Origin of the sequence: Paenibacillus praedii, from assembly GCF_049725345.1 — a bacterium.
Lineage (GTDB): Bacteria > Bacillota > Bacilli > Paenibacillales > Paenibacillaceae > Pristimantibacillus.
In genome coordinates, this window is the sequence record NZ_JBMWAM010000001.1 from 331,197 (window position 1) to 343,887 (window position 12,691).

The following is a 12,691-nucleotide window of genomic DNA, read 5'->3' on the forward strand; positions in this document are numbered from 1 at the left end:
TGTGTTCACGTATTAAAGCTCAATAATAGAGATTTAACGATCAAATACCAGCCATCTACTAATACGAACAGCAATAATTTGAAAGGCAATGAGATCATAACCGGCGGAAGCATCATCATCCCCATAGCCATCAAAGTACTTGCAACAATCATATCAATGACCAGGAAAGGTATAAAAATCATAAACCCCATCTGAAATGCGGTTTTGAGCTCGCTTATCGCAAAGGCCGGAATTAATACCGTGATCGGTATATCTTCAAACGAAGCCGGTCTCTCCGTTTGTGTATAGTTCATGAACAGAAGCAGGTCCTTCTCTCTCGTATGAGAAAACATAAATTTTTTCATTGGAACGGCCGCTTCCTCAAGAGCTTCCGTTTGAGAAATTTGACCATTCAGATAGGGCTGTAGCGCAACCTGGTTTACTTCAGAAAATGTTGGCGCCATAATAAAAAAAGTGAGAAACATGGCAAGTCCGATGAGCACCTGATTGGGCGGCATCTGCTGCGTGCCAAGTGAAGTTCTTACAAAACCGAGTACGATAATAATTCGTGTAAAGCTGGTCATTAATACAAGAATAGCTGGTGCAACACTTAAAACTGTTATTAATAGAAGTATGGACAATGCACTAGTACCAGGCGCTTCGCCATTCCCGTTACCTATATTAATAGATACATCAGGTAACGGCTCCGCGAATGCTTGATTATGTAATAATAATGCAAGCAGTTGTACAGCAACGATTGATATCCACCACTTATTTTTCATCATCCATCAACCGTTCGTTTGTTTTAGAGTCATGCAGCAACGATTCCAATTGTTGCTTGCGATCGGCCTGCTGACTAAGCTTGTTATTAAGCAAACTCTGAAAGGAAGAAGACTGGTTCCATTGATCGTTTGTTGGCTCGGCTCCAGCTTTCTCATTCCGATTCCTCACCTTGCTTAATAGGAGTGATAAAGTATTTTGCGGCCAACCTGTATCGGATTGACGTTCTATCGCAGCGATAACCTCGCGAACTTGTTCAGCATCATCCAGCTTATCAATCAGCGTAATCTCAGTGCCTACTCCTACGATGTAAATCCGCCCTGCAATTTCAATAACCTGAATCGAATTATTTTGTCCTAGCGCGATACCTCCGAGAGAACGAAGCGAACGATTCGCCCCCCATGCTTGGTTGCGCTTGGACAACCATTTAATGACCAAGATGATCAGGACGATAACGATAGCCAGAGAGATAAATACCCAAATCATACTGCCGGCTAAATTTTGTGAATTGGAGAAAACCATTTGTTCATCATTGTTTGCGGTGCTGCCGTCTGCTGCGGCAGCAGCCGCAAAACCTGGCCAAATCGTCATCCCAAGAGCAGACACCATTGAAATGTACGAATGTATGTTCAGCATTTCCCTTACCGTTATCCGAGCGTTTTCTTGATCGCTTCGATAACGCGATCGGCTTGGAATGGCTTCACGATAAAATCCTTTGCGCCTGCTTGAATCGCGTCAATAACCATGGCTTGCTGACCCATCGCTGAGCACATAATAACCTTTGCATTGCCATCCAGCTTTTTGATTTCCTTAAGCGCGGAAATTCCGTCCATCTCAGGCATCGTGATATCCATTGTCGTTAAATCCGGTTTTAGTTCCTTGTACTTCTCAACCGCCTGAGCACCGTCTTGTGCTTCACCGACGACTTCGTAGCCGTTCTTTGATAAAATGTCTCGGATCATCATGCGCATGAATGCTGCATCGTCTACGATTAGAATGCGGTTTGCCATTTTTTATCCTCCTAGGATGTGATGTTATTGTAATTTTTGAATGCGGTCCCATTGGCTTACGATATCTGTTACACGAACACCAAAGTTTTCATCAATGACAACAACCTCGCCTTTAGCGATTAGCTTATTGTTAACCAAGATGTCAACAGGCTCGCCGGCCAGCTTGTCCAGCTCGATGATTGAACCTTGCGACAGCTCTAAAATATCTTTTATTTGCTTCTGGGTCCTTCCTAATTCTACAGTGACCTTTAGCGGTATGTCGAGTAATAAATTAAGGTTTGTCTCGTCTGCTTGCGCAAAAGGCATGTTTTCAAAATTAGCAAATTGTACAGGCTGTACATTAACATTGCGATTAGCTGTCTGGCCGTATGTATGCGGTCCAGGCGGCTGCATCGGGTATTCATAGCCTGCTGCAGGTGTCTGGTATGGCATCTGCGGTATCTGCGGCATTTGCGGTGCTGCATGCATTTGTGGAGGCATCGTATGCATTGGAGGCGCAGCCGCAGCCGTCTGCTGAATCGCTTCTGCTTGCTGAACAGCTGGCGGAGGCGTTACCGCTGCCGGTGCTGGTGTTTCGTCCATACCGGACATCAATATATCAACCATATGCTTCGCAAATGCGACTGGAAGCAACTGCATAATCGTAGAATCAATGAGATCACCAATCAATAACCGGAAAGAGATTTTGATAAACAGATCAACAGGCGGCAAATGGTCCAAACCATCACCCTTGTTAACATCTAAAATATCAATGCCGGGTGGTGAAATATTAACAAAGCGATTAAAAATCGTCGACATCGATGTTGCGGAAGAGCCCATCATTTGATTCATCGCTTCTTGAACAGCGCTGATATGAATTTCATTTAGCTCTTCTATTGTAACATCACCCTCGCCGCCCAGCATGAGGTCTGCGATAATTTGCGCATCCTTGGTTTTGATCACTAATGAATTAATGCCTTGGAAGCCATCGACATACTGAACGCTGACAGCAACATGCGGTTTAGGAAAAATATCTGGAAGCTCGTCCTTTCTGACAAGCGTTACTTGAGGCGTCGTAATATCGACTTTTTTTCCAAGCAATGTTGAGAGAGCCGTAGCCGCGCTGCCGAACGTGATATTCCCAATTTCACCCAATGCATCCTGCTCTAAAGCCGACAAATAGTCTGTTAGCAAATCTTCACCTGGGGTTGCTTCTGTCGGTTCTGGTTCGTTGGAGGATTGTCGAAGCAGCGCATCAATTTCCTCTTGTGATAAATAATCCTTACTCATCATTGTCTTCTTCAACTCCTTCGCTGATTACCTCGTCGACCTGCACAGCCATCCGATCCTTCACGGAGCCTGGACTGCCTATGAATTTCAGCTTGTCTCCAACCTTAATTTTCAAGCCGTCATCAACCGATTTATTTAGTGATATGACATCCCCAATATTCAGACCAAGAAATTCTTTGATCGTAATGGAAGATTCTCCGAGCTCCGCTACGATTGGAAGTTTGGCTTTGCTTACCCTTTGCTCTAATATCTCGACCTCTTCAGGCGCACGGGCTTTCTTCTGCGATACAAACCAATGGTGAACAGATAATCTTGACATGATAGGCTCGATTACGACATGCGGAATACAAAGGTTGATCATGCCCGTTGTATCGCCAATTTTAGTGCTGAACGATATGAGCGCAATCGTCTCATTCGGAGATACAATCTGCATAAATTGCGGATTTGTCTCCAAAGCTTCCAGCCTTGGCGATATATCAATAATCGTTCTCCATGCCTCCTGCAGGCTCTCAAAGGTACGGCTAAATATCCTTTCCATAACGATCGTTTCGATCTCAGTCAGATTATTGATTTTAGATGGAGCCGTTCCTTGCCCGCCTAGCATTCTATCCAACATCGCATATGCAACGTTAGGATGAACCTCGAGTACCATACGACCTTCTAGCGGCTCCGCTTCAAATATGTTCAAAATCGTCATTTTTGGAATCGAACGAATGAATTCGTCATATGGCAATTGCTCGACCTGCACGACATTGATTTGAACGAAAGTGCGAAGTTGCGCTGAGAAATAGGTTGTCAAATATCGCGCGAAGTTTTCGTGAATACGAGTTAAGCTCCGGATATGATCCTTCGAGAAACGAACTGCGCGCTTAAAATCATAAACACTGACTTTACGTGTCGTTTCTTCCTTTTTCAAATCCTCCGCATCCATTTCCCCGGAGGACAATGCAGCAAGAAGCGCATCAATTTCATTTTGCGATAAAACATCAACCAAATATCTCACCTCCTTCGAGGAATGTCGGCATCATCAACTATATTTGCGAAATAATAAAGTTTGTGATTTCTACTTTGATCAGCTTCCCTTTGGGAAGGATCGGATTAATTAAATTTAACAATTTAGATTCAAGAGCATCCTCGCCTTGTGAGCCCTGCAGCTCCTCGGGTGTCATATCCGCCACCGTGCGGTTAATAATCGGCCTTATTTCAATTTCAAGCAGCTTATCAAAGGATTCTTTTGTTTTTTTACTATCGAGCTGGAAGGCAAAGTTGAGCATTACAACATAATCAGGATCTTTAAGATTTCTTCTAAAATCCTTTAATTCGGATGTGACCTCTACACGCTCATCAGCAGACAAAACCTTGACCTCAATCGTCTTTGTCTCGTTAGATTGCTCCTTCGGGTCCGAAAAAAACGATTTAAATAAAATAATAGAGACGATTGCGATTAACGTAATCGCGAGTAAAATTGTAATTAACCATGGTATCATCTTCTTCATACTCAGAGACCCTCCGTCTGCTCACTCTTTTGGGCTCCTGCAATGAGGCCGATTGAACGAAGAAACTGCTGATTAAGCATCAACAGCTCTGCTGTCTTCTCCTTCACTACTAGCTTCTTACCCGTCGTAAGCGTAATAACCGTATCAGCAGATTCTTCAATTATTTCAATTAAAAGAGCATTAATTGTAACCTTCGAGCCATTCAAACGTGTTACGGTAATCATTAGCTACCCCCTCACACCTAGGGGAGGCTATTAAGCCTCCCACTGGTTATGACTTACCTATCGTTTTAAGTTAACAACTTCTTGCAAAATTTCATCAGATGTTGTAATAATACGAGAGTTCGCTTGGAAACCGCGTTGTGCTACAATCATTTCTGTAAATTCAGCCGTTAAGTCAACGTTTGACATTTCGAGCTGGCCGGCAACAATGGATCCGGTACCTAGTTCCGCGTCACCAGCGAACGACAAGTAATCCTCAACATTCGCTTCCGGATTCGCATTTGCCGTTACACGGTACATGTTCCCGCCAAGCTTCTCAAGACCAGAAGGATTTACAACTCTTGCTACGCCGATTTGAGTAATAGGCTCGGTACCATCTGCAGTCACACCCATAATCGTGCCATCCTGTCCAATCGAAAATGCGGTAACGCCATCTTCCAGCGCGATTGGCTCGCCATCGACATTCAACACAAAGTATCCATCGCTTGTAACAAGCTGTCTGTTCGCGTCAAGCGTAAAGTTTCCTGCGCGGGTAAGCAGCATCTCAGAATCCTCATTGGCTCTAACTACGAAGAATCCATCTCCGTCAATACGCAGATCTGTTGGTTGATTGGTCGTCATAGCGCTGCCAGCAGTATGTACTGTGTCTATGGAGCTGATCGATACGCCCAGACCGATTTGCTTCGCATTGACACCGCCGCGCGCACCGTCCTCAGGAGCTGTGACGCCGGCAACCGTCTGGCTAAGAATATCCTTAAACATAACTCGACCTGCTTTAAAACCAACCGTATTAACGTTCGCAATATTGTTTCCAATGACGTCAAGCTTTGTTTGAAAGCCACGCATACCAGAAACGCCCGAATACATCGATCTTAGCATTTACGTTATTCCTCCTAATAATGGTTATTATTTCAAAAATATCACACTATCAACAGCTGCTTCGATCGGTCCGCAGCTCAAGGCCTCCTGATAGGTCCAGCCTTATGATAAAACAATAGCGCTATCGATTTGAGTAAATACGCTATTTCTCATTTGACCGCCATCCATGGCGGTTACAACGGTACGGCTCGGTACGTTCACAATCATTGCAATATCTTTGAATAAAATTAACGAGTCCTTGGCACCTTTAGATTCCGCTTCATCAACAGCATTCATAATTTTCGTGATCGACTCTGGTTGCAGGCTAATGCCGCGCTGCTGCATACGAACCTCTGCATGATGACTAAATTTAAGCACTTTAGCATCGAGCATGCCTTGAAAGCCCGAAGCTTGCGTCGTACGTCCTGCTGCTTTTTTTGGCTGAAGCGGCGTTGATTTAACCGGAAATAAATGACCGATCTTCATTTTCTCATTCATTAGCTTTCAACCCCCTTAATCGTGGCTGAAGCAAAAGAATTTGGATCAAGAACTGCAGCGCCTCCGTCACTCTTAGATTCATCTGCAGCAAGGTTGTCCGCATTTGTTTCTGAGATGGAGGTAACATAATCTAGCGCTACTTCCGAATCTCCGGCCTTCGCATAAAGAATTCCATTCTTAGAAATAATAGAATCCACAGTGCCCTTTGATGTTATAACAGCGCCTGCCTGATCATATTGGTTCCACTCAATCGTTTTCCCGATAATACTCGATGCTGAACCTATGTTCTGACGCATTAAGGAAAGCTCCGTCGCCATGTTCATCAGCTGCTCTACTGAAGTGAATTGCGCCATTTGAGCAATAAACTCTTTATCCTGCAAAGGCTGCATCGGATCTTGATTCCGAAGCTGCGTAACAAGAATACTTAGAAATTGATCCTTGCCGAGCATATCCGTATTTTTCTTGGCGGCAGCCGCTTGAACATTGGACTGACTGTAATTAGGCCATACAACACGAGCAGAAACACTATCTGTCATAACCGATCACCTCCAATCCTCCATCACTGTGATGCATTCGTTACGCTTTGACGTTAATCCCTCTGCCGTATCCTAAATGCTGAACAGCAGCCTGTTCGATCAGATCGGCCTCAAACTGTGATTCGGCAGCTCCTTCATCACCTTTGAAGGCTTGTTGACCGGGTGCCCGTTGTTGATTGCCGCCTTGGCCATGCTGCTGTTGGAACAGCTGCGCAGCCGGTTGTCCCTGTGATACTTCCAGCTTATCGACGACAAGACCTTGTGCTTGAAGTGCAGCTCTAAGCTGTGCCATTTGATTATCGAGCATATCTTTCGCCATTACGTTATCTGTCTGGAAAACAGCAGTTAACAAACCATTCTGCATCGTAATACGGACGTCGACCTGACCCAGATGCTCTGGGAACAACATCAGTTTGGCTTCAGATACGCCATTAAGTGTTGAAATATTGAATTTTTGGATGACTAACCCTGTCATCGATTGAGCAAAATCATCAGCAACAACAAATGATGTTGTTACAGCAGCAGCATTTGTCGCAGCTAACGCTGCTCCACGCGCCATTTCGGGATTATTTATCCCCATCTGTAACACCTGCTGCGGCTCCATTGAATTGTCTGCGGATTCCGCGTCAGCAGTTAGCGCATTTGCTTGTCCGGATGAAGAAAGATAAGAAGGATGTATTGCTTGCTGGGATAAACGCTGCAATAAAGCACTGACCTCAGCTGGCGGAGCGCTCTGAGCATGAAACAGCTGTTGTGCGAATACCGTCGATTTCGTTTGCGTTTTATCAGTTTCCACCGACTTGCCTTCCAAAATCGCTGCTATTGCTTCAAGCTGTTTTCCAACTATTACAGCCGGCTCTATATGCTGAATGCGCTTCACGTTACCTTGCTGAAGCAAGGCTTGCAGTTGAAGTAACGTATCCTGTAAATTATTCTTCAGCATCGCTATCTGACTATTCCCTTCAGTAGCGGTTTGTCCATTAAGCTCAGTAGACGATGCAGTACTATTCGTCTGAATTGCGGACGCCGGTATGCCAAGAATCGTAAGCAGCGCTGTCATTTGCTCAATCGCCGACTCCAGTTGCGCCATCTGTTCTTCAGCTTCTGTTGGGTCTTCCACAGCTTCTGATTTTGATGACTCAAGCTGAACCAATAACCCGTCAATTATTGTCATCAAATCTGATAAAGAAACCATGGCTTGAGTTCCATCAGCTTCAGTTGCATCTGAATGAATGACAGCTGTTATCACAGGTATTGGAGGTACCGCAGTTGATGATCCTGCAGCTGCTTCCGTCCCGGCTGTCGCACCATTAATTTGCTGAACCAATGTTTTTTGAAACACGACACCGTTCCCTGCTGAACCCGTTTGACCATTACCGGCTGATTGCGATGGGGGGTGTACTGCTGCAACTTGTGAAATCATCATCTCCATTTTTTCACCTCCTTCCCATGATTGCGTATAGATATCGTTTTAGAGCACTAGCTGCCTGTCATCATTTGCGAAACGAGTTGAGCTGTGATTGCCTCATTTAATTTGGACATTTCTGCGAGAATTGCGGATCGTGTCTGATTATCAACGGCATTCAGAATACGAATCACCTTACTTGGGCTCACATCCACCATTTTGATCAAGAGCTCAGCAGCGCTTGTCGCAGCCATTGCCGTAAAGGTTGCGCTTAGCTGTTCTTGATCCATTACCGAAGATGGCGCCTTCGTATCAGCAGATTCCTGTGTGCTTAGCCTGGCTTGAAGAGCTGCAATTTGCATATCCTTAGCGGTAACATTATCTTTTAGCATCATAGCTGCATCAGCAGCGGTCTGTGGATTCATCTTCTCCATAATGCGAACACGATCATCTGGACGCATATTTGCGAATACAAGCACCATTTCCTCAAGCGTCATGCTTTGTAGGATGGGCGCTGCTCTGCTAGGCGTTATTTTTGCAAACATGCTCGAAAGCTCTTGAATCTTTGCTTGATACTCCACATCCTCAAGCTGCTGTTCTTCATTAGCTACTTTAAGCTGCGAGTTATCAGTCTCCAAATTGTTAAGCTCCTGCTCAAGCGCTGCTTTTGCCTGGTTCGCTGCAGCAAGCTCACCTTCAACCGCCGTAAGCTGCGCTTGCAAATCTGCAATCTTTCCCGACATATTCGCATTCTTCAGCTCTTCATCATCAAGAGAATTATTTGCAGCATTTGGTTCGGGCAGCACGTCTCTCAGAACAGGAACAGAATTGCCCAATTCGAGCATTTTATTACGAAAATCATTGTCGACAAGGGTATACAGCACGCCAAGCAGAACGATTGCAAATAAAATCGGTGTCATCAAAAACATCAGACGTTCTATTGCACTGTAACCTTGCTTTTCCACTTCCGGTCCCGCCAACTTCATTCACTCCCTCTAGCCGGTCTCACACATTAGTTTATGGGGTTGATAGCATGAAACGGACACTTGCAAGCTCATCCAATTCGTTTTGCTCTTTGATTTGCATGGCATATTGGAACCGATTACGTGCATGATCCTTTGCTTTAAGCCACACCTTTTCGTCCTTCATTTTGTCAGAAAGCTTCATTCTGTTTTGCTCAACCACTTTTTGTGCTTGCAGTACATCAGTCAACTTGCTCGTAATACAGGTTACTAAATAGTCTAGATAATGTTGAATAGCCTGCAGCTCAGCTAACGGCACTGCGGACTGAGAGGCTTCAAGCAGCCTCAACTCCCATGCCGATTGCTGCGAACGCAATTGCTCGAGAGAAAGTTCCTCAGCGCTTAATACACCAATCGCCGAGGAGAGAATCCATTCCGCCTGTGTTTTCTCACTGGACTTCAAATCAACTATCTTTTGAAATGAATAACGAAACGATGCCATTAATTGGCTCAACTCCTATAGAAATCTTGTATTAAACGCTCCTGGGCTTCCTGTAAAGCTACCTTTTCGTTCGTCTTTTGCTTCGTATAACTATGTATGGAGTCAATAGATTCAAGCGCCAAATCAATTTCTGCATTTGAGCCTCGTTGGTACGCCCCGATATTAATAAGGTCTTCCGAATCTCTATATACAGATAAAAGCTTTTTCATTTCATTCGCCGCGTCCTGCTGCTGTTCCGTTACGATTTCCTTCATGACACGACTAACGGATGCAAGCACATCGATCGCTGGAAAATGGCCTTTGTGAGCCAAATGTCTACTAAGGACAATGTGACCATCCAGTATGCCTCGAACGGCATCGGCAATCGGTTCGTTCATATCATCGCCGTCTACAAGCACGGTGTAAAAAGCAGTGATTGAGCCTGCAGGACCTGTGCCGGCCCTTTCTAGCAGCTTTGGCAAAGCTGCAAATACCGATGGAGTATAGCCCCGGGTTGCAGGAGGTTCGCCTATGGCCAACCCAACCTCTCTCAGTGCCATAGCATACCTGGTCACCGAATCCATCATCAGCATGACGTTTAAACCGCGATCACGAAAATATTCTGCAATTGAAGTAGCGATTAACGCACCCTTCATCCGAATCAACGCGGGCTGATCCGATGTAGCAACAATAACGACTGAACGCGCAAGCCCTTCAGGACCAAGATCCTTTTCCATAAACTCGAGAACCTCTCTGCCGCGCTCGCCGATGAGGGCAATCACATTCACATCCGCAGAGGTATTGCGTGCAATCATGCCCAGCAAAGTACTCTTTCCTACGCCAGAGCCGGCGAATATACCAACACGCTGACCTCGACCGACGGTTAACAGTCCATCGATTGCGCGAACACCAATGCCTAGCGGTTCAGTAACACGCGGACGCATCAGCGGATTGCTCGGCTCATTGTGAGTGGAGTAATGCGGCATTCGTCTTGGCAGAAAGGAGCCATCGAGTGGATTGCCAAGACCATCGAGCACTTTACCCAGCAATTCAGAGCCAACCTGAACCGACAGGGGTTTGCCCGTCCCGACGACATCGCAGCCCGGGCTTATGGCATGCAGGTCGCCTAGAGGCATCAATATAACTTTATTATCTCGAAAACCGACAACCTCTGCTTTAATGGGTTTGACAGCCTTTGAAGGATAAATCAAGCATACGTCGCCGATACTTGCGTCAGGGCCCTCGGATTCAACTGTAAGGCCGATAACCTGTGTCACCTTACCATTAACCCGAACGGGATCTAGCGGCTGCAAATGCTCAATGTATTTCAAAACATCAAGATTATTCAATTTCATCATTTTGCCCTCGTTCTTCACCGCTCTGATGAGCGAGATGGAGAAGCTCACGCTTAATCTCAGTAAGCTGAGTATCAATCCGAGCATCGATGCTGCCAAACGCTGAACGTATGACGCAGCCGTTATCCTTAACTGTTGAATCAGGTAATATTTGCAGCTCAGCCTGTGAATCAATCGCCATAAGCAGCTCTTCTCGAGCGGCTTGTACGAAAGCGAGTTGCGCAGGCGCGACGCATAACGTTATTACACCCTGCTCTCTTCTTCGCGACAAAGATTTGCGTATGAGCTCAATGGCCATGTCTGGCGCCATTGTTAATTGTTTGCCAATAATTTTTTCAGCAATCGCACAACTTAATTCGACTAAGAAAGGTTCTGCTTCTTGTATAATCTGCTCGCGCATTTCATAAGCCGATTTCAGTACAGAAGACGCCTCAGTAAGCTTCTGCTCCCATAGCTCGCGTAATTCGTGTTCTGACTGCGCTGCTCCTTCGGCATAACCGAGCTCATAACCTGCCTTTCTAGATTCTTCAGAAGCTGCTTCATCTTCCTCGCGCTTCTGCAGCCACCATACATCCATTTGCTGTTCAGTTTCAGCGAGAAGCTTCTGACTTGCCTCAGCAGCCTCGCGAAGACGCTCTTCGGCAAATTGCTGGGCATCATTCAATATTTGATCCCGCAAAGAAATCGTTTCTTCATCCGGAACTGATTGTTCTGCATCAGCTGATTCATCAGCAGCTTCTTCCATTTCGATATGGCGCTGCTGCAGCCATTGCAGCTTCTTAAGCTGATCAACGGATACGACACTTGACGATTTGATCAGATTAGACAATGATATCGTCTCCTCCGCCGCGAGCGATGATGATTTCCCCAGACTCTTCTAATCTGCGAATCGTAGCTACGATTCGTGTTTGTGCTTCTTCCACATCGCGGAGTCTCACTGGACCCATAAATTCCATCTCTTCCTTGAAGGTCTCTGACATGCGTTTCGACATATTACGAAAAATCGCTTCTCGAACCTCTTCACTTGCAACCTTAAGCGCCAGCTGGAGATCGGCACTCTCGATGTCGCGTATAATACGTTGGATGGAACGATTGTCGATATTGACAATATCCTCGAATACAAACATTCGCTTCTTTATTTCCTCTGCAAGCTCCGGGTCTTGGATTTCAAGAGCATCCAAAATTGTACGTTCCGTTCCGCGGTCGACACCATTCAAAATTTGAACGATCGAATCAATACCGCCTGCATTCGTATAATCCTGCGTTACTGTGGCCGATAGTTTTTGCTCTAGCACGCGCTCAACCTGAGATATAACTTCTGGCGAAGTGCTGTCCATCAAAGCGATTCTTCTTGCGACATCGGCTTGCTTCTCCTGTGGAAGGGAAGACAGGATATGTGAAGATTGCTCTGACTGCAAATATGAAAGCACGAGTGCGATCGTTTGCGAATTCTCGTTTTGAATAAAGTTTAGAATTTGAGTTGGCTCTGCTTTTCTAGCAAAATCAAAAGGTCTAACCTGCAAAGTAGCCGTAAGACGATTAATGACTTCCAATGCTTTTTGTTCACCAAGCGCTTTCTCAAGGATGTCTTTCGCATAAGAGATACCGCCTTGCGTAATATACTCCTGTGCCATACATATTTGATGAAATTCACTTAATATCATTTCTCGATCTAAATTATCGACCTTTCGTACATTGGCGATTTCTAATGTCAATTGCTCAATTTCTTCATCTCGCAGATGTTTGAAAATTTGAGCCGACACTTCTGGTCCAAGCGTAATGAGTAATATCGCCGCCTTTTGACGTCCCGATAATCCTTGCATCGATTTTGACACTTATAC

The 12,691-nt window shown here is 45.3% G+C and carries 16 protein-coding genes; all 16 read right to left on the reverse strand.

The annotated features are described in order from the left end of the window. Positions 1 to 5: 5 nt before the first annotated feature. Positions 6 to 761: a flagellar type III secretion system pore protein FliP gene (gene fliP, locus ACO9K6_RS01615; RefSeq protein WP_424765781.1), complete on the reverse strand. Its 756-nt coding sequence runs from the start codon at positions 759 to 761 to the stop codon at positions 6 to 8. After that, positions 751 to 1,350, reverse strand: coding sequence for a flagellar biosynthetic protein FliO (locus ACO9K6_RS01620; protein ID WP_424765782.1), 600 nt, complete (start codon positions 1,348 to 1,350; stop codon positions 751 to 753). Before ACO9K6_RS01620 ends, fliP begins: the two co-directional genes overlap by 11 nt. Positions 1,351 to 1,406: 56 nt before the next feature. Next, positions 1,407 to 1,769, reverse strand: coding sequence for a response regulator (locus ACO9K6_RS01625; RefSeq protein ID WP_028611027.1), 363 nt, complete (start codon positions 1,767 to 1,769; stop codon positions 1,407 to 1,409). A gap of 24 nt (positions 1,770 to 1,793) precedes the next feature. Continuing rightward, entirely contained in the window at positions 1,794 to 3,041 is a 1,248-nt protein-coding gene (gene fliY / locus ACO9K6_RS01630) for a flagellar motor switch phosphatase FliY (protein ID WP_424765783.1), read from the reverse strand. Then, complete coding sequence (gene fliM, locus ACO9K6_RS01635) at positions 3,031 to 4,032, reverse strand: flagellar motor switch protein FliM (RefSeq protein WP_424765784.1); 1,002 nt, start codon at positions 4,030 to 4,032, stop codon at positions 3,031 to 3,033. Before fliM ends, fliY begins: the two co-directional genes overlap by 11 nt. Before the next feature lie 37 nt (positions 4,033 to 4,069). Continuing rightward, the gene (locus tag ACO9K6_RS01640; RefSeq protein ID WP_424765785.1) at positions 4,070 to 4,534 is read right to left on the reverse strand and encodes a flagellar basal body-associated FliL family protein; all 465 of its coding nucleotides are present in this window, start codon (positions 4,532 to 4,534) and stop codon (positions 4,070 to 4,072) included. Between the two features lie 2 nt (positions 4,535 to 4,536). After that, entirely contained in the window at positions 4,537 to 4,758 is a 222-nt protein-coding gene (locus tag ACO9K6_RS01645; RefSeq protein WP_424765786.1) for a flagellar FlbD family protein, read from the reverse strand. Positions 4,759 to 4,815: 57 nt separating this feature from the next. Then, positions 4,816 to 5,634: a flagellar basal body rod protein FlgG gene (gene flgG / locus ACO9K6_RS01650; protein WP_424765787.1), complete on the reverse strand. Its 819-nt coding sequence runs from the start codon at positions 5,632 to 5,634 to the stop codon at positions 4,816 to 4,818. A gap of 102 nt (positions 5,635 to 5,736) precedes the next feature. Beyond that, entirely contained in the window at positions 5,737 to 6,111 is a 375-nt protein-coding gene (locus ACO9K6_RS01655; protein WP_424765788.1) for a TIGR02530 family flagellar biosynthesis protein, read from the reverse strand. Continuing rightward, positions 6,111 to 6,647 (reverse strand): flagellar hook capping FlgD N-terminal domain-containing protein, encoded by a 537-nt coding sequence (locus ACO9K6_RS01660; RefSeq protein WP_424765789.1) that lies wholly within the window; start codon positions 6,645 to 6,647, stop codon positions 6,111 to 6,113. Before ACO9K6_RS01660 ends, ACO9K6_RS01655 begins: the two co-directional genes overlap by 1 nt. A 40-nt stretch (positions 6,648 to 6,687) precedes the next feature. Then, positions 6,688 to 8,079: a flagellar hook-length control protein FliK gene (locus ACO9K6_RS01665; RefSeq protein WP_424765790.1), complete on the reverse strand. Its 1,392-nt coding sequence runs from the start codon at positions 8,077 to 8,079 to the stop codon at positions 6,688 to 6,690. 47 nt (positions 8,080 to 8,126) lie between these two features. Continuing rightward, a complete protein-coding gene (locus tag ACO9K6_RS01670) occupies positions 8,127 to 9,017 on the reverse strand; it encodes a MotE family protein (RefSeq protein ID WP_424765791.1) in 891 nt (296 codons plus the stop codon). Positions 9,018 to 9,069: 52 nt separating this feature from the next. Continuing rightward, on the reverse strand, positions 9,070 to 9,516 hold the full coding sequence (fliJ, locus tag ACO9K6_RS01675) for a flagellar export protein FliJ (protein ID WP_424765792.1): 447 nt from the start codon (positions 9,514 to 9,516) through the stop codon (positions 9,070 to 9,072). A gap of 8 nt (positions 9,517 to 9,524) precedes the next feature. Next, a complete protein-coding gene (fliI, locus tag ACO9K6_RS01680) occupies positions 9,525 to 10,850 on the reverse strand; it encodes a flagellar protein export ATPase FliI (RefSeq protein ID WP_424765793.1) in 1,326 nt (441 codons plus the stop codon). Next, a complete protein-coding gene (locus ACO9K6_RS01685) occupies positions 10,837 to 11,679 on the reverse strand; it encodes a FliH/SctL family protein (protein ID WP_424765794.1) in 843 nt (280 codons plus the stop codon). The genes fliI and ACO9K6_RS01685 overlap by 14 nt, the downstream gene beginning before the upstream one ends. Next, the gene (fliG, locus tag ACO9K6_RS01690; protein WP_424765947.1) at positions 11,672 to 12,673 is read right to left on the reverse strand and encodes a flagellar motor switch protein FliG; all 1,002 of its coding nucleotides are present in this window, start codon (positions 12,671 to 12,673) and stop codon (positions 11,672 to 11,674) included. Before fliG ends, ACO9K6_RS01685 begins: the two co-directional genes overlap by 8 nt. Positions 12,674 to 12,691: the final 18 nt, after the last annotated feature.

Excerpts from the sequence above, each read along its gene's own strand:
- fliP (WP_424765781.1), bottom strand. The coding sequence starts at position 761 with ATGAAAAATAAGTGGTGGATATCAATCGTTGCTGTACAACTGCTTGCA.
- ACO9K6_RS01620 (WP_424765782.1), bottom strand. The coding sequence starts at position 1,350 with ATGACGATTTGGCCAGGTTTTGCGGCTGCTGCCGCAGCAGACGGCAGC.
- ACO9K6_RS01625 (WP_028611027.1), bottom strand. The coding sequence starts at position 1,769 with ATGGCAAACCGCATTCTAATCGTAGACGATGCAGCATTCATGCGCATG.
- fliY (WP_424765783.1), bottom strand. The coding sequence starts at position 3,041 with ATGATGAGTAAGGATTATTTATCACAAGAGGAAATTGATGCGCTGCTT.
- ACO9K6_RS01640 (WP_424765785.1), bottom strand. The coding sequence starts at position 4,534 with ATGAAGAAGATGATACCATGGTTAATTACAATTTTACTCGCGATTACG.
- ACO9K6_RS01645 (WP_424765786.1), bottom strand. The coding sequence starts at position 4,758 with ATGATTACCGTAACACGTTTGAATGGCTCGAAGGTTACAATTAATGCT.
- flgG (WP_424765787.1), bottom strand. The coding sequence starts at position 5,634 with ATGCTAAGATCGATGTATTCGGGCGTTTCTGGTATGCGTGGCTTTCAA.
- ACO9K6_RS01655 (WP_424765788.1), bottom strand. The coding sequence starts at position 6,111 with ATGAATGAGAAAATGAAGATCGGTCATTTATTTCCGGTTAAATCAACG.
- ACO9K6_RS01660 (WP_424765789.1), bottom strand. The coding sequence starts at position 6,647 with ATGACAGATAGTGTTTCTGCTCGTGTTGTATGGCCTAATTACAGTCAG.
- ACO9K6_RS01665 (WP_424765790.1), bottom strand. The coding sequence starts at position 8,079 with ATGGAGATGATGATTTCACAAGTTGCAGCAGTACACCCCCCATCGCAA.
- fliJ (WP_424765792.1), bottom strand. The coding sequence starts at position 9,516 with ATGGCATCGTTTCGTTATTCATTTCAAAAGATAGTTGATTTGAAGTCC.
- fliI (WP_424765793.1), bottom strand. The coding sequence starts at position 10,850 with ATGAAATTGAATAATCTTGATGTTTTGAAATACATTGAGCATTTGCAG.
- fliG (WP_424765947.1), bottom strand. The coding sequence starts at position 12,673 with ATGCAAGGATTATCGGGACGTCAAAAGGCGGCGATATTACTCATTACG.